The 22261-nt window shown below is 62.6% G+C and carries 14 protein-coding genes and 1 pseudogene; 6 read left to right on the top strand and 9 right to left on the bottom strand.

Annotation, left to right across the window (positions count from 1 at the left end):
* The 4 genes from KBT70_RS07165 to KBT70_RS07150 all read left to right on the top strand — a co-directional run.
* A partial coding sequence (locus KBT70_RS07165; RefSeq protein WP_296630476.1) for a hypothetical protein occupies positions 1 to 238 on the top strand: 238 nt, incomplete at its 5' end.
* A gap of 471 nt (positions 239 to 709) precedes the next feature.
* Entirely contained in the window at positions 710 to 1543 is an 834-nt protein-coding gene (locus KBT70_RS07160) for a hypothetical protein (RefSeq protein WP_296630472.1), read from the top strand.
* A complete protein-coding gene (locus tag KBT70_RS07155; RefSeq protein WP_296630468.1) occupies positions 1540 to 3378 on the top strand; it encodes a carbamoyltransferase N-terminal domain-containing protein in 1839 nt (612 codons plus the stop codon). The genes KBT70_RS07160 and KBT70_RS07155 overlap by 4 nt, the downstream gene beginning before the upstream one ends.
* Complete coding sequence (locus KBT70_RS07150; RefSeq protein WP_296630465.1) at positions 3365 to 3685, top strand: hypothetical protein; 321 nt, start codon at positions 3365 to 3367, stop codon at positions 3683 to 3685. The genes KBT70_RS07155 and KBT70_RS07150 overlap by 14 nt, the downstream gene beginning before the upstream one ends.
* A gap of 54 nt (positions 3686 to 3739) precedes the next feature.
* On the opposite strand, the gene KBT70_RS07145 is transcribed toward KBT70_RS07150, so the two are convergent.
* The 3 genes from KBT70_RS07145 to KBT70_RS07135 form a co-directional block, all read right to left on the bottom strand.
* Positions 3740 to 4366 carry a tail fiber protein gene (locus KBT70_RS07145; protein WP_296630462.1) on the bottom strand — a complete coding sequence of 209 codons (627 nt, stop codon included), beginning with the start codon at positions 4364 to 4366 and terminating at the stop codon, positions 3740 to 3742.
* 70 nt (positions 4367 to 4436) lie between these two features.
* A complete protein-coding gene (locus tag KBT70_RS07140) occupies positions 4437 to 5060 on the bottom strand; it encodes a tail fiber protein (protein ID WP_296630459.1) in 624 nt (207 codons plus the stop codon).
* Positions 5061 to 5141: 81 nt separating this feature from the next.
* Complete coding sequence (locus tag KBT70_RS07135) at positions 5142 to 5765, bottom strand: tail fiber protein (protein ID WP_296630454.1); 624 nt, start codon at positions 5763 to 5765, stop codon at positions 5142 to 5144.
* A gap of 215 nt (positions 5766 to 5980) precedes the next feature.
* Here KBT70_RS07135 and KBT70_RS07130 point away from each other — a divergent pair, with 215 nt between their 5' ends.
* Entirely contained in the window at positions 5981 to 6856 is an 876-nt protein-coding gene (locus tag KBT70_RS07130) for a sulfotransferase (protein WP_296630452.1), read from the top strand.
* Positions 6857 to 6914: 58 nt separating this feature from the next.
* On the opposite strand, the gene KBT70_RS07125 is transcribed toward KBT70_RS07130, so the two are convergent.
* The 6 genes from KBT70_RS07125 to KBT70_RS07100 all read right to left on the bottom strand — a co-directional run bounded on the left by KBT70_RS07125 (position 6915) and on the right by KBT70_RS07100 (position 21114).
* Complete coding sequence (locus KBT70_RS07125) at positions 6915 to 8507, bottom strand: FMN-binding glutamate synthase family protein (RefSeq protein WP_296630447.1); 1593 nt, start codon at positions 8505 to 8507, stop codon at positions 6915 to 6917.
* Positions 8508 to 8618: 111 nt separating this feature from the next.
* Complete coding sequence (locus KBT70_RS07120) at positions 8619 to 12359, bottom strand: translocation/assembly module TamB domain-containing protein (protein ID WP_296630444.1); 3741 nt, start codon at positions 12357 to 12359, stop codon at positions 8619 to 8621.
* Positions 12359 to 14146 (bottom strand): BamA/TamA family outer membrane protein, encoded by a 1788-nt coding sequence (locus KBT70_RS07115; RefSeq protein WP_296630441.1) that lies wholly within the window; start codon positions 14144 to 14146, stop codon positions 12359 to 12361. The genes KBT70_RS07120 and KBT70_RS07115 overlap by 1 nt, the downstream gene beginning before the upstream one ends.
* A gap of 126 nt (positions 14147 to 14272) precedes the next feature.
* A complete protein-coding gene (locus KBT70_RS07110; protein ID WP_296630413.1) occupies positions 14273 to 17371 on the bottom strand; it encodes an efflux RND transporter permease subunit in 3099 nt (1032 codons plus the stop codon).
* Positions 17368 to 18480 (bottom strand): efflux RND transporter periplasmic adaptor subunit, encoded by a 1113-nt coding sequence (locus KBT70_RS07105; protein ID WP_296630408.1) that lies wholly within the window; start codon positions 18478 to 18480, stop codon positions 17368 to 17370. The genes KBT70_RS07110 and KBT70_RS07105 overlap by 4 nt, the downstream gene beginning before the upstream one ends.
* Positions 18481 to 18594: 114 nt before the next feature.
* Positions 18595 to 21114, bottom strand: coding sequence for an ATP-binding protein (locus KBT70_RS07100; protein WP_296630405.1), 2520 nt, complete (start codon positions 21112 to 21114; stop codon positions 18595 to 18597).
* A 430-nt stretch (positions 21115 to 21544) separates the two neighbouring features.
* Here KBT70_RS07100 and KBT70_RS07095 point away from each other — a divergent pair.
* A pseudogene (locus tag KBT70_RS07095) lies at positions 21545 to 22141 on the top strand (response regulator transcription factor); the annotation flags it as partial.
* Positions 22142 to 22261: the final 120 nt, after the last annotated feature.

The following is a 22261-nucleotide window of genomic DNA, read 5'->3' as shown; positions in this document are numbered from 1 at the left end:
TTTGGATTGTGACTCCTATCCTGATGGTGAAATTAGGCGACGTGTGAAAGCGATCTATGCTGATTTTTGTGGTGAGTTTCGGAGGTTAGATAAGAAATACGAGAAAATTGAGGATAAACTCTTTCGTTGGGCAAAGAATGCGACCGGAGTCGGAATCTTAGCTCTGGCTTTGACTGCTGATGTGACGACTGTAGTGGCTCTTCTTGAGGCTCCAAGGCCAGCTTTACCCTCAAGCTGAGGCTTGCCCTCACACCCTTTTCATGAGACACAATTAGCACACCTCTCGGGACACATGGCCGCGAAAGCGTTCTGAATATCCCTTGAAAAACAGTCTGTTGCCTTTCGGTTCGATCTTCAGGTCTTCCCATCTTGGGCACCACAATTTCCGCAGCAGATCGTGTGTAGGCGCTCGTATAGCTGGCTTCCGTGCGCGGCACTTTCCGCTGACGCGCGGACGATGGCTCGGCACACACATGCATGTGGGCCAATTGGGCCTTGGTTGTGTTATTGTTTCCTGCGGGTGGGTGCGCGCCGGGGCACCTGCGCGATGCGGGCGCATTTGCAGGGTGTAGCGGAAAATATCCTTTCAACCTATTCGATAAGTGGTTACTGCTAAACATAAATTGTTTATCCCTTTTCGTGCCGCTGGATGATCATGACGTCAATCTCGAACTCTGAGAACAGCAGAGTCGTCACCAAGCCCCGGCTTATGTTTCGCCCGGACCCGGTCTTGGGGTGGCGGTTGTCGCCGAACCATTCCGTCCGGGTCGCGTTTCGAGGCGATCTTCTCCAGCATGTCGCCGCAGACGGCTGGCGGTTTGTGCCGGGCTCCGAGACCGCTGAGGGGCCGCGCGTCGCGATCTATGGGTGCTCTTTTACCTATGGCACGGGGCTGGCGGATGATGAAACCTTCACCGCCCACTTGCAGCATGATTTGCCCGGCTATCGTATCTTGAACCGTGGCATCGGTGGACACGGCACTGTGCAAAACCTCTTGCAACTGCGCCGCGACATTGCCGCAGGGGCGATAGATGCCGCCGTCTTTGCCATCATCAGCGATCATCGGTTTCGCAACATCGCCCACCCGCAACGCATGCGGCAATATCTCAGCGCGGAGTGGTATCATCTGGGGGTCGAACATGTGCCCGTTGCCCGGCTCGACGCGCGGGGGCAGGTGCGGATCGACTATCGGGCGATCTGGCAACCGGCCCTGCGCAATTTGAATTTCGAAATCTTCCTGCCGGACGACCATATGATAAACGCGGCGACCTTTGCGGTGCTTGGCACGGTTTGCGACACGGCCAAAGCCGCAGGCATCCCCGTCCAGTTTGTCTTGCTCGATGCTCTGGACCCTGATTTCAACGCTGCCCTGTGCATCCGGTTTCCCGAAACGGTCGATATTTCCCAACCCCATGACCGCGCGCATACGTTTCTTCCGCGCGACGGCCATCCCAATGCCAGAGCCAATCGTCTTTTTGCAGATCGGTTAAACCCGCTGATTCAGGCGCTTGCCGCGGGTGTGACCCGCACGTGTGACGCATGACGATGCCCCGCTACACGCTTGGCATCTCGTCGCATTTTCACGATTCAGCGGCGGCGCTCGTGCAGGGCAATCGCATCCTCGCGGCGGCTCAGGAAGAGCGGTTTACCCGGCAAAAGGCCGATTGGCGGTTTCCGACAGAGGCGATTGCCTATTGCCTGTCGCAGCTGCCCGAGGGTGCCGCGCTCGACCGGGTTGCGTATTACGAGGACCCCGGCCTCAAGCTGCGCCGCATGCTGGATGTGGCCCAGACGCGGCTTCCGACCGGGGCGCGGCTCTGGCCGCGAATGATCGAAACCCTGCGCAGTCTCGCAAACGAATTGCCCTCGGAGTTGCGCAAGGTTGTAGATGATCCGGACCGGATCGTCTTTGTCCCGCATCACCGGTCACATGCGGCGTCGGCGTTTTACACCGCGCCGTTTGCAGAGGCGGCGGTGCTGGTGCTGGATGGGGTCGGGGAATATTCCACAACAACCCTCTGGTCTGGCAATTCCAGCGGTTTGCGGGCAGAGGCAGAGATCGGCTTTCCACAGTCTCTGGGTCTCTTTTACAGTGCCTTTACCCAATATTGCGGGTTCAAGGTGAATTCCGGCGAATACAAGCTGATGGGCCTCGCGCCCTTTGGGACGCCCGAGTTTCGCCAGAAGATCCTCGACGAGATGATGGACCTGCGTCCGGATGGCAGCTTTGCTCTCAACATGACCTATTTCGACTATGACAAGGGGCTCAGCACGACATCGCCGCTCTTTGAGATGCTGTTCGGGCAACCGCAGCGCAGAGAGTTCGAGCCGATCACACAGTTTCACATGAACATCGCGGCCTCTGCTCAAGCGGTGCTTGAAGAGGTGGTGCTTGCCCTTGCCAAGACAGCGTTGCACCGCGCGCAGAGTGCCAACCTCTGCCTCGCGGGCGGCGTCGCTCTCAATTGCGTGGTCAATAGCCGCCTGATCCGCGATCTTCCCGGACTTGAGAGCCTCTGGATTCAGCCCGCGTCCGGGGATGCGGGCGGGGCGCTTGGCGCGGCACTCGAGGCAGCACGTGGCGATAGTGCCACCGGAGCGCGCACCGGGAGTGACAGCATGGCTGGCGGCTTTCTTGGGCCGCAGTTCAGCGATGCCGAAATCTGCACCGCGCTGGATCGCGCCGGACTGGTTTACGAGCGGGTTCCCGATCCAGTGATCTATGCTGAAACGGTCGCACAGGCCCTAGCCCAAGGCCAGATTGTCGGCCATTTCCACGGTCGGATGGAGTTCGGTCCGCGGGCCTTGGGAAACCGCTCGATCCTTGCCGATCCGCGCGGCAAGGACACGCTGAGCCGCGTCAACAAATCGATCAAGTTCCGCGAAGATTGGCGGCCGTTCGCGCCCATGGTTCTGGCCGATCAGGCCTCTCGCTATTTCGAAGAGCCGACCGACAGTCCTTATATGCTGCTTGTCGCACAGCTTCGGCCCGAGTATTGCGGCGCGACGACCCTGTCAGAGGCCCGACGGCTTGGCCTGCATGGCCCGATGCAACTGCAAAACGCCGTCACCAGTGATTTCGCGGCCGTCACCCACGTCGATTCCAGTGCCCGTTTGCAAACCGTCGATCCCGGCACCTTCACGCGCGCGGGCGCAATCTTGGCTGCGTTTCATGCGATCACGGGCTGTCCCATGCTGCTGAACACCTCCTTCAATGTGCGCGGGGAACCCATCGTCTGCAGCCCCAAGGATGCCATCGACTGCTTTCTCAACACCCATCTCGACCTGCTGGCCATAGGCGAGGTGCTCGTGCGAAAATCGGCGCAACCGGATTGGGTGCATCAGAAAATAGGGAGAATGCACTTTGACGCAGATTGACCACCCGGAGTTTCTCGAACGGATGATGACGCTGCTGGCCGCGCATGCCGTAGAGACGCGCACCGAAACGGCGGGTCTCGCTCCGCCAATGGCCGCGTTGAATGACGCCCCGCGCCCGTTCTCAGAGGTTTACGGCGCCAAGGGGCTCTTTGCGCAGACAGCAACCCGCGCCTTGGCCGAGGGGGATCTGGGCATGGCGGCCTTGCTCAACGCGTTTGACGAGGCGCTTGAGAATGGCAGGCTCGATCTTGAGCCGCCCGAGAGACCCGCACCCCGGTTGGGCGGGTTTGTCTATCCTGTCGTCTAGGCAACAGGCGTGCCTTGCGGCGGAAATCCTCCGCCGCAAGGGATGATCTGGCACCTAGCTGCGCGGCGGGAAGATCCCCTGAAGTGCGATGCAATAGCGAATGACCTGTGTCGGGTCCTGCACATTCACCGACTGGTTGCCCCCTGTGGGCACGATCATTTGCGCCGACATCTGCACATTGGCCGGCTGGTCCGAATAGATTGTCTCTTGCCCGCTGCCACCATCCGGGGCGGCGGCGAGGATCTTGCTCCCTGGTCCCGGAAAATTGCCATCGCTGTTGGTTGCGTTCACGGCATGGCTATGGCTGGCCAACTGATTGCTGGTCAGTGTCACCGCCTCTTGCCCGCCGGTCTGCCCCCAGACACGCGGGCTCAGTCCGTTGCCGGTGCCCTGTCCGATCGGGACGCGCCCACGCAAATCCGGCAGGCCGAAAGAGACGTTTCCGTCCCCGCCGAATGTCGTGCCAATGAGGGCAAAGAGCAGGTCATTCTCACTGATCGCAAGAATTTGCCCCTCGGCACTGGCCCAACCGACCGGACAGAAACCGGCGATACCCATCGGCGCAATCTCTCCGACAAAGGGTTCGGCATCCGCCAAGGCCTCTTGCGGTGCTGCAAAGGCGGCAATCCCAAGAGCCAGCGCTGTCAGCGCGCCACGGGATCGAGTTTTGAAATATGTCATCCAAAGTCTCCAAAATCTTGATGTGAAACGGGAACCGCACGCCAAACGGGCTATTCCCTCAACGGTGGGATCAGTTGCGCGACGGGAACGCCCCCTGCGTGGCAATGCAGTGATAGAGCGCCAAGGTCGGATCTTGGGTGCTGATCGGGGCGCTCGCCCCCGCGGTCGCGATCATCGCCGGATTCATCGTCACATTCGGGCTGGCCTGAGAATAGATCGTCTCGTTGCCGCTGCCCCCCGTTGGGGCCGCCGCCAAGAGCTTGTTGCCCGGCCCCGGCTGATCACCATCAAGGTTGTTGGCATTCACCGTGTGGTTATGCTGCGGCATGGTTGCTTGGGTCATCACCTTGGTTTCGCTGCCGATCACTTGCCCTTCGGTCCGTGGGCTCAGACCGCTACCGGTCCCTTGCCCCAGTGTCATCCGCCCGCGCAGGTCCGGTAGGGCAAAGTTCGCAATCCCATCTCCGCCGTATCGCGTCCCCAACAGGGAAAAAAGCGCTTGGTTCTGTGCAATCGGCAAGAGTTGACCCGCCGCCTCGGCCCAGCCGCGCGGGCAGTAATTAAAGCTGACGATCATGATATCCCCAAGGAACGGCTCGAGGCCGGCCTCGGCCCGGTTTGGCGTGGCCACCACCCCGAGTGTCAAGCTCAGCGCCCCCACGGCGGCAAGCAGGCTATTCTTCAAATGTCTCATCTCTCTCTCCAAATATTCAAGTTGTGGCTGACAACTGCGCATTTTCGCGATGCTGGTGTCAGTCCTGAAAATCGGCCAGCCTCAGGGGCGCGACGGAAATACGCCTTGCATTGCAATGCAGTACCGCATGACCAACGCGGGGTCTTCGACGTTGAACGGCTGGCTCTGACCGGAGATGCCGATCATGAGCGGTGACATCGTGACCGTGGGCCCCTGACCGGAATAGATCGTCTCGGACCCGACCCCGCTTGGCGGGGCTGCTGCCAAGAGTTTGGCCCCCGGTCCCGGAAGGTCTCCGTCGAGGTTGTTGGCATTCACCGCATGGTTGTGGTTCGGCATCTGATTGGTGGTCAGGGTCGTGGCCTCGACCCCGGACACCTGCCCCATTGAACGCGGTGTCAGGCCCGGTCCGCTGCCTTGTCCCATCGCCGCCCGACCCCGCAAGTCTGGCAGGGCAAAGGTGGATGTGCCATTGCCGCCATAGATCGTGCCGATCAATGAAAACAGAGCGGTATTGCTGGAAATCGGCAAAATTTGCCCCTCCGCGCTCATCCATCCGCGCGGGCAGAAATCATAGCCTACGGCGATAATATCCCCAAGGAAGGGTTCAAGCCCCGCCTCCGCCCGCTCTGGCACAACGCTTCCCGTGACCGCCAATCCCATACCTATGGCGCTAATATACGCCGTCCTTTTCAGAAAATTCATTCGCTATCTCCAACTTGAGGTTATAACTTTAGGTTGAGCCGCTAGCTTCCTATGATTCCTAAAAAAACGCAAAACTATTCTTGTTGGCGGGATATTTGGCTGGAGCGCCCGCTCCGGGCACAACCCTGATTTGATTTTCTCTGAGAACCGGGGCGTGACAGGGTCGAGAATTCCGCGCATAAGGACGGCGAGTGGAGCGATAGCAAGAGACACCGGTGACCATCCCGCCCGTCACAAACCCGCATGTTGCCATTGGTGGTCTGGGTGGTTCCGGCACGCGCGTCTTTGCTGCGATGCTGCGTGCCGCTGGCATCCGTCTGGGGACGCAGTTGAATGCGCCGCTCGACAATCTGTGGTTCACCGTGCTCTTCAAACGCGCTGATTGGGTCCGGCAGCGCCCCGCTGCGGCAGAGGTTGCCCAGGCTGCGGACCTGTTGCGTCGCGCCATGACCACCGGCTTGCACGGCACCCTGCGGCCTGAGGAACATGCGCTCTTGATCCGGCTTCGTGACGCGCTTCCCCCCAACGGCACATGGAAATGTGGGGCCCGCGCAACCGATGCCGAGAGCCTCATCAACAGTGGCCCGCCGTCCGCAGAGCACGGTCAGCCCTGGGGTTGGAAAGAGCCGAACACGCATGTGTTCCTGACCGACCTCGCCCGATGCTTTCCCGAAATGCGCTACGTCCACGTGGTGCGCAACGGGCTCGACATGGCGTTCAGCGGCAACACCTGGCAAGCCCGGCATTGGGGCCAACCTTTCGAGGTGTCGCACCATCCGGACACCCCGTTGCCGGTGCGTCAATTGCGCTATTGGGTCGCCGCCAATCGCGCCGCGATTGAGTTTGGCACGGCGCATATGCCCGGACGGTTCATGGTGGTCTCTTATGAGACCTATTGCGCTGATCCAGAGCGGAACTGGCCTCGATTGCGCGATTTCTTGGGTCTGCCAGCCGAGACGTCGCTGCCCGACACGCTCTTGCAGCCCACCACCATCGGGCGCGCAGAGCAGCGTGACCTTTCACCTTTTCCGCCTGACCTCTTGTCAGCGGCCCGCGTGTTGCAGGCCGAGGTCGATGGCCTCAATCCCTGAAAGGCTTTGCGTGGCTCGATGATCCCGACACTTTTCCCTGCCTTGCCACGATGGCGTGTCAGGTCGCAAAGGCAAATGTATCGGGGCGGGCGTGATCCCAATATTTCGCAAAGGCGGGGTGGCTTACATCGCCGGTCAACAACTCGCCCGGTTCCAGCCAGAGATACTGGCTTGCGGCAGAGCGCACCTCGCGGCTGTTGACGCGGATCATCAGGTGATGCGGGGTAAAATCCTGCGGGCGGCTCAGGCCAGAGGATTCCACCGCTTCTTTGAGCGCAAAGAGCGTATTGCGGTGAAAATTCGCAACGCGCTGATGCTTTTCCGCGACGACGAGCGCGCGATAGCGGCCGGGGTCCTGCGAGGCGACACCGGTCGGGCATTTGCCCGAATGACACACCTGCGCCTGAATACAGCCCACCGCAAACATGAAACCACGCGCGATGTTGCAGCCATCAGCGCCAAGCGCGAACATCCGGCACATGTCAAAGCCGCTGATGATCTTGCCCGAGGCGATCAGGCGGATGCGGTCGCGCAGGCCCATCCCGACGAGGGTGTTGTGGACCAGCATCAATCCTTCGCGAATGGGCGCGCCCTTGTGATCGGCGAATTCGACCGGGGCGGCACCGGTGCCCCCCTCAGCCCCGTCGATGGTGATGAAATCGGGGGTGATGCCGGTTTCATGAAAGGCCTTGACCATGGCGAACACCTCCCAAGGGTGGCCGACACAGAGCTTCAATCCCACGGGTTTTCCGCCGGAGAGATGCCGCAGGCGAGCGATGAACCGGCAGAGGCCGTCGGGTGTGGAAAATTCGGAATGGGCCGCCGGGCTGATGCAATCCTGCCCGACCTTGACACCGCGCGCCTCGGCGATGGCCTCTGTCACCTTGGCCCCCGGCAGAATGCCGCCATGGCCGGGCTTGGCCCCTTGGCTGAGCTTTATTTCGATCATCTTGACCTGACCGTCGGTGGCATTGGCGGTGAACATCTCTGGGTCAAACGCCCCCGCGGGGGTGCGGCACCCGAAATAGCCCGACCCGATCTGCCAGATCAGATCGCCGCCATGTTTGCGATGAAAGCGCGAGATAGAGCCTTCGCCGGTGGTATGGGCAAAGCCGCCCAGCTTTGCGCCCCAGTTCAAAGCCTCGATCGCATTGGGCGAGAGCGCGCCATAGGACATGCCCGAAATGTTGAGCGGTGAACTCTGATAGGGCTGTGTGCAATCCGGACCGCCAATCATGTGGCGGAAATCGGCATCGCCCAGATGGGTGGGGGACATGGAGTGATTGATCCATTCATGCCCCACGGCATTGACATTTCGCAGGGTGCCAAACGGGCGCAACCCCTCGATCCCCTTGGAGCGGCGATAGACAAGGGCACGTTGTTCCCGCGAAAACGGTGTCTCGTCATGGTCGCTTTCGAGGAAATACTGGCGGATTTCCGGGCGGAAATGCTCGAACAGGAACCGCAGGCGCGCGGAGAGCGGATAGTTCTTGAGCACCGCGCGCTTGGTCTGGAAGAGATCGTAGAGACCGATGCTGGCCGCCACCCCCGCAAGGCCCGCGAGCAGGCCGCCCCAAACGGGAAGAAACGCCGCAAGCGCCATACCCATCGGGACAAGTAAAATACTGAGCATCAATGGGCTATATCGCATGCGGTCCTCCCTTTGCCCATGGGATGCAAGAACGGTTCCATGCACCGGGCGTCAGGGGAGTCTCTTACGCGTCAAGTCTAAGCAATCTGTGAAGGTCGATGTGATCTCGCGTCAATAATCGCGTTCAAAGAACACGCCCACCCCGGACGAGCCATCGTTTGACGCCCCGCCCTTGAGGGTCACGCTGTCGCTGAGATCAAAGTTGAGGTTGATGCGCTGCTTGCCTTCGCTGTCCGCCGTGACCTCGGTATAGACCTTGTCCGAGATATAGGCCCCCGCGCTCACCTCGGTGCCGCCATCTTCGGTTTGTGTGACATCGAGGTCCGAAAGACCAATCGCACCGCGCAGTTTGCCCACCACATCGCCGTTACTGTTGCCCGTCAGTGTTGCCACCGCCGATGCCATCTGCGCGGCCTGAAAGGCAGAGATATTATCCAGCCCGCGCCCGAAGATGAGGCGCGAGACAACCTCTTCCTGTGGCAGATCGGGATCAGAGGCAAAGCGCACCTCGGGCGCGCTTGCCACGCCTTCGACGATCACCTGCACGGCGACATCGCCCGCATCGGTCGTGGCGACAAAGCGCAGAAAGGGATCGAGCGAGCCTTGCAGCGTGATCCGCCCCTCAGTCATCGTGAGCCTCTGGCCCAGAATGTCGATCCGGCCGCGAATGAGCTCGAAAAACCCGTCGGGGGCAACGGCCTGCGTGGTCCCGGCAAGGCGCAGATTGCCGCCCAGTTCGGCATCAAGACCGCGCCCCCGCACAAAGATGCGGTTGGGCGCATTGATCGTCAGATCAAGCAGATAGGGGCGCGCGCTCCCCTTTGTTTCAGTCTGGATGAGGCCCGCGCGCAGGCGGGTTTCGCGCACAGCGGCAGGCTCGTTGCGATGCTGGAGATCTGGCAGCGAGACCGACGTGGGGCCAAGCCCCGAGGGAATGCGGATATTGGTTTCCGCAAGCGTCAAGGCCCCGCTGATCCGCGCACCGCCGGTCAGGGGGCCGCTCACGCCGATGTTGCCGTTCACTGTCGTGGTATAGATCAACTGGTCGCTCAGCACGAGACCGTCCAGCCCAACGGCGAGGTCCCCCGCGAAACCGGGGGTAAGGCCAATCGGCCCCGTCACCCGTATCTGCCCGCCATCGCGCATCCGGGCGGTGAAATCGGTCTGCACGCGGCTCTGGCCAAGGGTGGCTGTGCCGCTCAGGGTTTCGACCGCAAGACCAGAGGCAGGCAGGGCCACGCGTGTGTCGGTGGTGCTGATGGTGCCGGAGAGGGCAGAGAGGGCAGGGGCGCCGTTGATCCGCAGATCGTAGCGCGCCGTTCCCTGAAGAGCGTTTGGCCGGATGAGCCCATTGGCAAGGGCCAGCGGCAGCGCGCCATTAGCGGTCAAGTTCAGCCGCGCGCCATGATCGACAATGTCGCCCGAGACCTGCGCTGTGGTGCCACCGGGGCCCTGCGCCGTAAGCGAGAGCGCGACCCGTTGTGCAAGATTGCCGGTCAGCGTCGCACGCCCCGAAGCAGTCACGGGGCCAGCGAAATCCGGGGCGAAGAGCCCCAGATTGGCAAGACGCGCGTTGAAATCCACCGGCGCGCCCGGTTCGGATGATCCGCCGGAGAGGGTAAGTTGCGGCGTCTCGAGGCGCAGCGTGCCAATCTCGATCCGGTCAGGGCGACGGGCCCCTTCTGCCGCGACTGTGAGGCGGCCCGCGAGGAGCTTGTCCAACTCCGTGATCCCGGTTCTCAGGTCGCGGCCGTCAAGGGCGACGGTCACGTCCACATTCTGTCCGCGATCCTTGGCCTTGCCTTCGAGCGTGAGGTCGAGCGCGCCGCGCAGGGGCTGTCCGGCAAGCGCGCTGAACCGCGCCAGATCGCTGATCTCGGCCCTGAGTTTCCCGTTCATCGGCAGGCCCGCGACATCGGGCGAGAGGGCGGCGTTGGCGCGCAGGCGGCTGCCCATGAGCGCGGCATCCAGCCCCGTCAGAGTTACATCGCCGCCAGTCTGCCACGCGATATTGCTGCTGATCTCGGCCGGGCCCGAGAGGCGCGGATCGGAGAGTGCCAGATCGCTCAGCCGCGCGGCGAGGGTCAGCGCGCCGCTCTCGCCACTCAGGCGACCCGAGGCGGTGGCGCGGATCACCTCGTTCTCGATTTGCAGGCGCTCGAGTGCGATGCCCGACGTATCGCGAACGGCGGCAAGCGAGAGGGTGCTCGCGCCTTCAATCAGCGGATCAACCTGCGCCACGCCAACGGACAAGGCATCGGTTTGTGCCTCAAGGGTGACGTCGAAATCACCCCCGAGCAGGCTCCCGGAGCCTGCGATGGTAGCCTTGGCCGCGCCCGCGATGTCCTGTCCCGCAAGGGCCGCAAAGCGCGCCAGATCAGGGGCCTCGAGCGTCGCCGTGCCAGAGACGGGAAAGCCCTCGGCCAATGCCGAAATCCGCCCATTGCCCGAGAGCCGCGCCGTGCCGGAGGCCACGCGCAGCGCGCGCAAGATCATCGGGCGATCCTCGGTGAAGTCGAGCGAGGCAAGGCCTGAGAGCGCGTCTCCAACCGCCTCGGCCAAGGCCGGGTCCGCAAGACGCAGCCCCTTGAGGTCGAATTCCACGAGGGCTGTCACGCCGCGCGGGGCGGCCCGCTCCAACGCGCCTCGGGCCGACAGGGTGGCGGTGGCAAGGCCGATATCGGAGCGCTCGAACTCGCTCAGCCCCAGCCGCGCACGCCAGCGGTCGCCGCGCGCAGCGTCAAACGCAGCGTCAATCGTGGCGGCGCGGATATGGGTGGCAGGGCCACTGATCGGCAGGCGCACGCGGGTGTCGCCATCCCCCAAACGCCCATTGAGCGTAAAGCGTTGCGGCCAGCCTGCGGCATCAAGCGACAGCGCGCCCTCGAGGGTGATCTGGGCCGCCGAAAGCGTGAAATCCGCAATATCCAAAGCCCCGTTTGGCTGGCGCGTGCCCGTCAGCGTGAGCGCGCTCTCGGTGCCAAAGAAGGGTCGGTATTCGGCGGCAAAGAGTGGGGTCAGATCACCTGCGAGGGTCGCACCAAAGGTCTTGGCCGATGGTCCGTCGGCATCCTGGTCACGGATCGTGACCTGTCCGGTCAGGCGCGGGGCCCCGTCCGAGGCAAGGCGGATGTCGGCGGTATAGTCGTTCAAAGGCGCCGTGCCGTTGATCCCCAGGGAGAGTGCGGGGCGGTCGGGCAATTGCAGCAAGGTGGCGGCAATGCCGCCTTGGTCCTCTTCCAGCGACAGATCAAGGGCCAAGACCTGCGTTGCATTCACGAAACTTGCGTCGAGCGTGACCGCTCCGCGCCCGTCAAGGCGAGTGACGTCAATCTCTGCCGCGCCTTCGCCCCCGCCAAGGGACAGGCGCCCCAGCAACCGCAAATCAATTTTCTCGCCCAAAAGGGGCGCGCCAAGCGTGAGCGTGTCGGCGCTGATCTCGCCGATATTCACCGATACCGGCAGCTCGGGCAGGCGAAACGGGGTGGCTTCGGCCATTTCGGGCGAGAGGTCTTCTTCGGCACTTGGGGCCCGCGCCAGAATGATCTCGCGCGCGGTCAGACGATTGACCTCAACCCGCCCCCGCAAGAGGGCCGTGCGCGTCCAATCGAGCGTGATGCCACGCAGGGTGATCCAGATGCCTTCGCTGTCGGCGATGGTCAGCTCTTCGATTGTCGCCTGTGACGACAGCGCCCCGGCAAAGCCCAGGATGCGCACATCGCGCCCGGCACCCGAGAGATTATCTTCGAGCAGCGCTTGGAGATAGCCGCGATCCTCGGCGTCCGATTGCGCCAGAAGCGGCGCGGCGAAGACTGCGACGCAGAGCGAGAGGAGGAAAAGCAGCCGTGCCATCAGAAGGCCTGTCCGATACCGATATAGAGCTCGATGTCCTCGCCCGCCTTGTCGCCCAGAGGGGTGGCGATATCGACGCGGATCGGCCCAACAGGAGTGAAATAGCGCGCGCCGAACCCGGCACCGCTGTGCCACTCGCCGCGCCCGGAGCCAAGCGCGTCCTGCCCGACAAAGCCCGTATCGGCAAAGGCCACGGCTTGGATCTTGTCTGTGACCATGGCGCGGAATTCGCCAGAGAACCCGGCAAAGGCGCGCCCGCCAACCGTCACGCCCGGCGCAATATCAACGCCCAGAGATTGGTAATCCTGCCCGCGCACGGTGCCCGCGCCGCCGGAGTAAAAGAGCATGTCGGCAGGGGTTTCGCCCGCTGACGCCCCTGCGACCGATCCGATCTGCGCGCGCCCCGCCAGCGTATAGCGGTCCTCCGCGCCAAAGCTGAGGAACTTCCGCGTATCAGCAAAAATGCGCGCCCCGTCCCCTGATTTGTCGTCGAGCCCGATAAAGGGTGTGAGCGACACTTCGATGAAATGGCCGGAGGTGGCGTTGAGCGTGTCATTGCGCTTGTCCCAGGTGAGGCTTGCGGGAAAGAGCAGATGCTGGAGTTTGCGCTGCCCCAGATCGTCGTCGATGTCGGAATAGCGATAGGCGATGCCCGCCTCCCCGCTCAACTCCTCAGAAAAGATGCGGGTAAAGCCGCCGCCAATCTCGACCTTGGACTCGGTATAATCCGGCTCGTCATTGCCTTCGATCCGCGCCTCGAGATAGAGGCCGGTGTCGGGATGAAAGGTCGCGGGCCGATCATAGCGCGCGCCCAAGCGATAATCCTCGCCGCCCGAATCCCCGCCGATGCCGCCGACCATAGCATCAAGCCGGAGCCGTTCCGCGCCGCCAAAGAGGTTGCGATGCAGCCAGAACCCCGAGAGCGTCAAACCTTCGAGCGACGCCAGTTCTGCGCCAAAGCCAAGACGCCGGGGGGCGGCATCGGTGACGCGGGCGGTAATGTCGAGGCTGCCATCTGGATTGGGCGTGTCGGCCTCGGTCAGCACGACCGAGCGAAAGGCCCCGGTGCGGCGCAGGCGCGTGGCGGCTTCGTCCACCTCGTCGGGCGAGAACCTGCGCCCGGTGGGCAGGCCTGCGATATCGCGGATACGCTCCGGGCGCACATTGCTGTCGCGGCTTTCCTCTGCGAGCAGCAGGCGGCCAAAATGCAGGCGCGGGCCGGGATCAAGGCTGATGTCAGCAGATAGCGTAGAGTTCGCGTGATCGGCGATGATGGTTTGTTCGGCCACGAGCGCCTTGGCATGGCCGGTGGCGCGCCATGCGGCGATGCCGCTGCGCGTGGCCTCACCAATCAGATCGCCCTTGGCGCGGTTTCCAGGGGCAAATTCACTTGGCAACCGGGTTTTCGGTGCCAGAGGGGCAACGCGCGCGGTGGAAAAGACAAAAGGTGCGTTGCGCTCGACCGTGATGTCGATTTGCGTGATCTGATCCGGCGCGTTCAGGGGCGGGATGCTGGCCGCCTCTTGTCCATCGACGCGGATGCGGATCACCCCACCGTAGAAGCCCTCGGCATAGAGCACTCCGATCAGGCGGCCATAATCCGACTGTGCGGCGGCCAGAAGATCCTGTGCCGTGGCCTCTTGTTGTGCGGCGGTGGTGATGGCGAGCGAGGCGCTGCGCAGGCGGTCGGTGAATCCCTCCGCTGCCTCGGGCGCGGTCAGACGGACCTCTGCGGCCTGCGCCAAGCTGGGCAATAGCCAGAGGCACAGCGCGGTCAGCGAGGTCACTCTGACACTGGATTTCAACACCTCATTGACCCTCCCCGGCTGCTGGTTGTTTATGCCATCGCGGGCAGGGGATTGCCACCCTTGGGGTAGGCAAAACCGAGCCGCGATTGTGCTTCCGGCAAGAAATCACTCAGCGGGCTGACCGCTCTTGCCAAGGGCTGCGTCGAGCGTCTTTTCAATCGCACCGCGCGGGCGGGTGAAGCGTGCCATGAGGTCATAGAGGATCGGCGTGACAAAGAGCATGAGAGCGGTGGCCATCGCCAAACCGGCGATGATCACCGTGCCCACGGCAATCCGGCTCTCGGCCCCCGCCCCCGTGGCGGTGACGAGGGGCACAGCACCCAAAATCGTGGAAACGGCCGTCATCATGATGGGGCGCAGGCGCAGAACCGAGGCCTCGATCACCGCGTCGCGCACGCCATAGCCTTCGTCGCGGAGTTGATTGGCGAATTCGACGATCAGGATTCCGTTCTTGGATATAAGCCCGATCAAGAGGATGATCCCGATCTGACTATAGACATTGAGCGACAATCCTCCGGCGGCCATGGCATAAATCGCCCCCGCCACACCGATGGGCACGGTCAGCATGATCACGAGCGGATGCACGAAACTCTCGAATTGCGCGGCAAGCACGAGATAGACAATCAGCAAGGCCAGAAGAAAGACCACCCCGACCCCGGCAGAGGTATCCATATAGGTGCGCGATTGGCCGTCATAGCCCAGCTTGGCCTCGGGCGGCAGGATGTCGGCGGCGATTTCTTGCAGTTCTTGCAGAACGTCGCCCAGTTCCGCATCCGGGGCCAATGCGCCCGAAAGCTCGATCGAGGGCAGGCGATCAAAGCGCTGCAACGAAGGGGTGGCAGCATTCTCGGTCAGGGTCACAAGAGCGCCAAGCGGCACCAGCGTTTCGCCATCCCCCGCGCGCAGGAAAATGTTTTCGATATCCGTAGGCGAGCGGCGATCTGCATCCTCAGCCTGCACCAGAACGGGATATTCGCGGCCCCGGCTGACAAAGGTCGTGACCTCACGCGAGGCCAGCATGGTTTGCAACGTGGCCGCGATCACATCGGCGGAAATGCCCAGATCATCGGCGCGGGCGCGGTCGATCTCGATATCAAGTTGCGGCAGGTTCTGTTCAAAATTGATCTCGGGGTTCACAAGGCCCTCGACCTCTTCCGCGCGCTCCAAAAGGGTTGTGGCCCATTCCTTGACGCTCTCGAAATCCGGTCCGCCGATCACCACCTGCACCGGGGTGGAACTACCGCGCAGGCCAAGGCCGGCGGGTGTCACCGGAAAACCGCGCGCAATGGTGACTTGGCCCATCTGAGGTGCAATTTCGCTGACAATAGCCGAGACCGGGCGGTCGCGCTCTTCCCACGGGGCAAGACGGAACACGACGAAAGAGCGCCATGCCCGCCCGCCCCATCCGGTAAAGCTGAACACGGTCTCGATCTCGCCCGATTGGCGCAGGGGGTCGAGAATGGCCTCGACCTGTCGGGCGGCCATGTCGGTATGGGCCACGGTCGAGCCCTGAGGCGCTGTGAGCGGCACGAAGCCTACGCCGCGATCCTCGCGCGGAGCCAGTTCGCGGGGCAGGTTTTCGTAAAAGAGCGCGGCACCTGCCGTGAGCGCAAAGGTCAAGGGCAGGATCACCAGCGGCATGCCAATGGCACGGGTCAGGGACGCGCGATAGAGGCGCTGTATCCATGACGGCGGGCGCGGGCCGGTCGGGGCGTTGGCGCGCAGCTTGCGCGCACTCAGCACCTTGGAGGCAAGCGCCGGGCATGCAGAGAGGGCCACAAATGTCGATATCGCGACCGTCCCGGCCATCACCCAGCCGAACTCGACAAAGAGGCGGCCCACCTGACCGGGCATGAACGAGAGCGGCACAAAGACCGCGATCAAGGTGACTGATGTGGCGATGACGGCAAAGGTCACTTGACGCGCGCCATGCACGCTGGCGACAAGCGGCGTTTCCCCGTCCTCGATCCGGCGTTGGATATTTTCCAGAACGACGATGGCATCGTCCACCACCAGCCCGATAGCCAGCAAAAGCGCCAAGAGCGTCAGCGTGTTGAGCGAAAAGCCCCACATGCCGATCAAGAGGAAACTGCCGATCAGTGACACTGGGATGGTGATGAAGGGCACGAGCGTGGCACGGATACTGCGCAGGAAGAGCAGGATCACCGCGACCACAAGCGCCAGCGAAATGAAGAGCGCGATCACCACTTCGCGGATCGACGCCCCGACAAAGAGCGCATCGTCCGAGCCGACGATGATCCGCATCCCCTCGGGCAGGTTCGGTTCCAGCGCCTTGATCTCTGCGCGCACGGCGTTGGAAATTTCCAGCGTGTTGGATTGGCTCTGGCGCAAGATCCACATGCCGACGGCCTCTGTGCCGTTGGTGCGCACAAGGGTGGAATCGTCGGCCACCCCCGGCACCACCCGCGCCACATCGCCCAAGCGCACCGGATAGCCGCCGACGCGGTCGATCACGATATCCCGGAAATCCTCGATGCTGCGCAAGCGGCTGTTGAGGCGCACGGTCATCTGGCGGTTGATGGATTCCACCTCGCCTGCGGGCAGTTCAAGGTTGTTGCGCACGAGTGCTGCCTCGACATCCGAGACAGTGAGGTTGCGCGCGGCAAGGGCGCGGCGGTCGATCCAGATGCGCACGGCAAAGGGCTGCGCGCCGATCACGTCGACATTGGCCACCCCGTCGAGGGTCGAGAACCTGTCGACCACAAAACGGTCGAGGTAATCGGTGATTTCAGCCGTGGTCATGCGGTCCGAAGTGACGGCGACGCGCATCACAGGATCGGCATCGGCATCGCTCTTGACGACCTGAGGCTCGTCCGCCTCTTCCGGCAGGTCGCCACGCACCCGGCCCACGGCATCGCGCACGTCATTGGCGGCCACGTCGATATCGACACTGGTTTCAAATTCGATGGTGACGCGGCTGCGGCCCTGACGGCTCTCGGAACTGATGGTGCGAATTCCCGAGATCGCGGCGATGGCGCCTTCGACCGTCTCGGTAATGTCGGTGTCGATCACCTCGGGGGCAGCCCCCCGATAGGTGGTCGTCACGGTCACAACGGCATTGTCCACATCGGGCAACTCGCGCACGGGAATGGACCGCAACGCGGCGACGCCGAATATCACGATCAGAAGGCTGGCCACAGCGGCCAGAACCGGGCGTCTGATCGAGATGTCCGACAGGGTCACGTCGCGCTCTCCGGCTTGGCAAGATCGGTTTTCGCAGTGGCATCCTTGTCCGCGCCCAAGACCTTGAGGGCGCTGCCATCGCGGACGCGCTGCAATCCGCGGATGATCACCTCTTCGCCCGCCTCGAGCCCCGAGAGAATGGCGATCTGGCCATCCTTGCGCTGACCCGAACTGACGACGCGGCGGCTGGCCTTGCCGTCTGCGACGACAAAAACATAGGTTTCGGCGGCCTGAAAGATCAGCGCCTCTTCCGGCACGGTGACATGCATGCTCTCGGACAGCACCAGCGTCAGCGACAGGAACATGCCTGCTGCCAGCGTTCCATCCGCGTTGGGGATGAGTGCCCGGGTGCGAAACGCGCGGCTCACCGGATCAATCCGGCTGTCCACAACATCCAGCGTGCCCTCAAAAATCCGATCCGCAAAGGCGGCGCTGCGCGCGATCAAGGTCTGACCGGGGCGCACCTTGGCAAAGACGGTTTCGGGCAGGGAAAATTCCACCTCGACCTCGCTCAGGTCATCAAGCCGGGTTAGCACCTGTCCTTCGATCACCCGCGCGCCGACATCGTAGTTGGTCAGCCCCACGACGCCCCCGAACGGGGCTGTGATGGTGCGATCCTCTAGCCTGCGGCGCGCGCGCTCCACTTCGGCCTCGGCCTCGGCCAGACGCGCCACGGCTTCTTCCTCGGTCGCCTGCGATACGGCGTTGGTCTGACGCAATTGGCGCGTCCGCTCGACGGTCTGGCGTTGCTCGACCAGAACCGCCTCGGCCTCGGTCAGATCGGCCTGTTGGATCGTGTCGTCAAGCCGCGCCAGAACATCACCCTTTTCGACGCGCGATCCGGGGGTGATCCGCAGGCTGGTTAGCCTGCCATCCGCCTCGGGCACGATGTCGATGGATTGCAGCGCACGGGTGGTGCCAACCGCCTCGACGGTCTCTTGCAGGGTGCGCTGTTCTGCCACGGCGATTTCCACCGTCACAGGGCGCTCGGCCTGCGCCTCGGCTGCGGCTTCTGGGGTGGCGGCGACATAGGTTTGATACCCGTAATAGCCGCCATAGGCCGTGCCGCCAAGGAGGCAGAGCAAGAGCAGTTGTTTCCATATCTGCATTGTGTGCGGCAATCCGTTTTCTGAGGGCACTCATGCGCGCGAAGGTGACGCGCATGGTCTAGCTTCGTGCAAACGTATAGTAAGCCCGCCAAAAGGCAATTCTTTGTGAGCGGATCAGCCGGCGCGATTGTGACAGTTGAGTTGGCGCAATGTCTCTTGCAAGAGGTCCGGCATCGCCAGAATGGCACTCTGCGCCGCGCCTGTATCGCCCCCACGCAGGGCGGATTCCGCGCGGCCCAACAAGGCCTGAAGGGCGAGCCCACCCGTCGCTGCCGCCGTGCCCGCAAGTTTGTGGATGCGATCCGCAAGATCGGTGCCGCTCAGGGGGGTGTCTCGCTTCAGATCGTCGAGAATGGCTGTTCCTTCGGTTTCGAACTCGACCAGAAGGCGGTCGATCCGGTCCTGCGGCAAGGCGGCGCGCAACTGTTCCATATAGCTCGGGTCGACATGGCAGGGCTTGTCCGCTTTGGCGACGGCGGTCGTTTCGGTCTGCGCCAAAAGGGCGCGCAGGGCGTCGCGGCGCAGGGGTTTTGTCTCGACCCGGTCAAAGCCCATCTTTTCGAGATCGCCGCGATCCTCGGCGCGCACATGCGCGGTCAGGGCCACGATGGGCGTTCGCGCATTGGGTCCCTGACTTGCGCGGATATGCAGCGTGGCTTCGCGCCCGTCCATGCGGGGCATGCTGATGTCCATCAGAATGAGATCATAGCGTTGTTTCTGCGCGGCTTCCACACCTTCGATCCCGTCGCAGGCCAGATACACCTTGTGGCCATCGCCCGCCAGCATACCCTCCAGCACGACACGGTTGGTGGCATTGTCCTCGACCACCAGAATATCGAGCGCGCGCGCGGGAATGGGAGGCGCGACAACGGGGGCGGCATTTACCTTAGGCCTTTGGCCTGCTGTGACCTTTGCGGCGGGCAGGGGCAGGCGCACCCAAAAGAGACTGCCTTCGCCAAGTTCGCTCTCGACGCCGATCGTGCCCTTCATCAGCTTGACCAGTTGGCGTGCGATTCCAAGGCCCAGACCGGTGCCCTCTGGCCGGTCGCCCGACGTATCCTGAACACGCATGAAATCGTCGAACACCTTGGGCAGATTGTCCGCGCTGATCCCGATCCCGGTGTCGATGACCTGAAACTCGATCATGTCCGGCGCATTGTCCTCGGAGGACAGGCGGCTCACGTCGAGGGTGATTTCCCCATCCCTTGTGAATTTGATCGCGTTCGACACGAGATTGAGCAGCACCTGATAGATGCGCGCCCGGTCTCCGGTCACGCGCCCGAACCCCTCTTCGGGGGCCAGCAAGCGCAGGCTGTTGCCACGGGCCTGCGCAGGCCCTTGCTGCGTTTCCGCCAGTTCCGCCAGCAGCTGATCAAGGTCAAAGGCGGCAGGGCGCAGCACGATCTGGCGCGCGGCAGCCTGGGTGAGGTCAAGAGCATCGGTGATCTGGGTCAGCAAGAGCTGGCCGGAGGAGCGCATGATCCGGGTAAACTTCTCTTGTGCAGGGGTGAGGCCGGTATCGCCCAAAAGCTCCAGCGCACCCAAAATCCCGTTGAGCGGCGTGCGCATCTCATGGCTGATCATGGCCAAAAACCGCGCCTTGGCCCGCTCGCCGGCAAGTGCCTTGGCGCGGGAGCGTTCGATTTCGGCCTCAGCGGCCAGCCGCTCGGAGATATCGCGGATGAAGAGAATACAGATGTCTCCCTCTTCCTGTCTTGCCAGATCGGCAGAGAGTTCGGCCGCGAATTCGCGCCCCACCAGATTGCGCACGATCACGTCTTCTCGGCGCGTGGGTCCGGTGGCGCAGGTATCGCGCAAGAGCGTGCCGGAGAGAGGGCTGAGCGTGCCATCCTCAGCCCGGTTGAACAGGAGATCACCCAGTTCGAGCCCTGCGGGCAGGGTCTCGTGCAGCGCCAGAAGCTCGGTCGCGCGTGCATTCGTATCCCCGATCCGCCCATCCCCCCCAACCACGAGCACAGCGTCCTGCGACGTGTTAAGAATGGTCGTCAACCTGTTGGATTTGCTTTTGTTTTGCTCGGCCTCCGCACGATAATTGCGATAGAGCCGCCAGACCAGCAGCAACAGAGAGGACAGCGCCGCAAGCATCATCAGGATGAGAGCGGCGAGGCTCACGATCTTGGCTGTCAGGGCGGCGCGCTCGGAATCCGAGCGGCGCGCATCGGCAGTCAGCCCGCGCGCGGCGATATTGCGGATCGGTTCTGCCATCCGGTTGCCCAACTGGAGCAGTCGCGCGCGGTCCTTGAAAATATTGCCCGCGTCACTGTCGATAATGGGCACCATGGTTGCCAGGATTTCGGACACCCGATCCAGATCGGCATGGGCGATGTCTTGGGCCAGCACTTCGCGGTAGATGCGGCCATCGCGCAGGGCGGTTACACGGCTGTAAAGGATGTCGAACTGGCGGCGAACGCCCTCGACCAGCGGCGTCTCCGGCCCTGTCAGCGCATAGAGCGAGGCCAGGAATTTGAGTTGGTCCACCTCGAGCCGCGAGGTGGTCCAGTGGAGATTGTCCTGGCTGGCGCTGCGATAGTCGTCCAGTTGCACGATGACCCGGCTCGTCACCAGCACGGCGGCCAGCATGCACCCGGCCGCGAAGAGGCACAGCAGGATCACGAGCAATCTGTTGCGAAGCGGCAGCCTGCGGGAGGGGGGGACGTGCATGTCGGGCCTTACACTGGAATACTTGGAAAAATCTTGATGTGGTCTGATCTGGTCCCCTGGTGTGGCGCAGTTTCCGAGTGATCTTGGGCGCTTGGCTGTGTAGAGTATATCAACCGGAGCGGTTCCTTGTCACGTGGGGTCATCAGGGCAGGTCAATTTCCTCGAACAGGTCCGGTATTCCCTTGTTTTATGGCGGTTGACCAGCCCCCTATCCCGAAAGATAGGGGGTCATGATGGCTTGGCACGAAATTTGCCGGGGAGAGAGCAGGCGGGGGATACCCGCCTAGGGTTGTCCTGGGATTGTCATGGCTCGACGGCTGGCTTAGTTGTTGAAAAATGAGATAAAAAGGAATTTTGAGGTGGCAGAAGGAAGGACGCGCCGATGACCAAGCTCTTGCTGGCCGACGATCATGATCTGGTCCGGGAAATGATCGCCGACTACCTGCGCGCGCAGGGCGGATTCGAGGTGCATGTCGCCGAGAGCCTTGGGACGGCGCTGGATGTTCAGGAAAAACACGGGCCTTTTCAATTGGTTCTGCTGGATCTGATGATGCCCGGCATGGATTCCCTGACCGGTCTCGGGGTGATGAAAGCACGGGCGAAATGCCCTGTGGCAATTTTGTCGGGGACGGCGACGGCGGAGGTGGGGCGTAGGGCGCTCAGATCCGGGGCGGCGGGGTTCTTGCCCAAGACGCTCGATCCGCAGTCTTTGGTGGCGGCGGTCCACCATATGTTGTTGGGGGAAATCTATACACCGCTAGATTTTCTCGAATCCCGCGAGGATGAGGCGGAGGGGCCGGTGCGCCTGACGCCCCGAGAGACCGATGTTCTGGTTGGCATCCTGCATGGCAAGTCCAACAAGGAGATCGCAAGAGACCTTGATATTCAAGAGGTTACGGTGAAATTGCACCTCAAGACCCTGTCCCGCAAACTCGGCGCCAAAAACCGCACCCACGCCGCCATGATCGCCCGGGATATGGTGACGTTGCCCCCAACTTTTATCCAGCGTGAGCGAGACTCCGGGTTTGAGTTTTGCCGTTTTCGGCGGATTGGGCAACGGGGTCTGGCGCGGAGCTTTGCGTATTGCGCAGCGTCAGGC

This window comes from Roseovarius sp. (genome assembly GCF_018066915.1).
Taxonomy (GTDB): Bacteria; Pseudomonadota; Alphaproteobacteria; order Rhodobacterales; family Rhodobacteraceae; genus Roseovarius.
The sequence above is the reverse complement of the archived record's forward strand: the minus strand, read 5'-3'. Positions and strand labels throughout refer to the sequence as shown.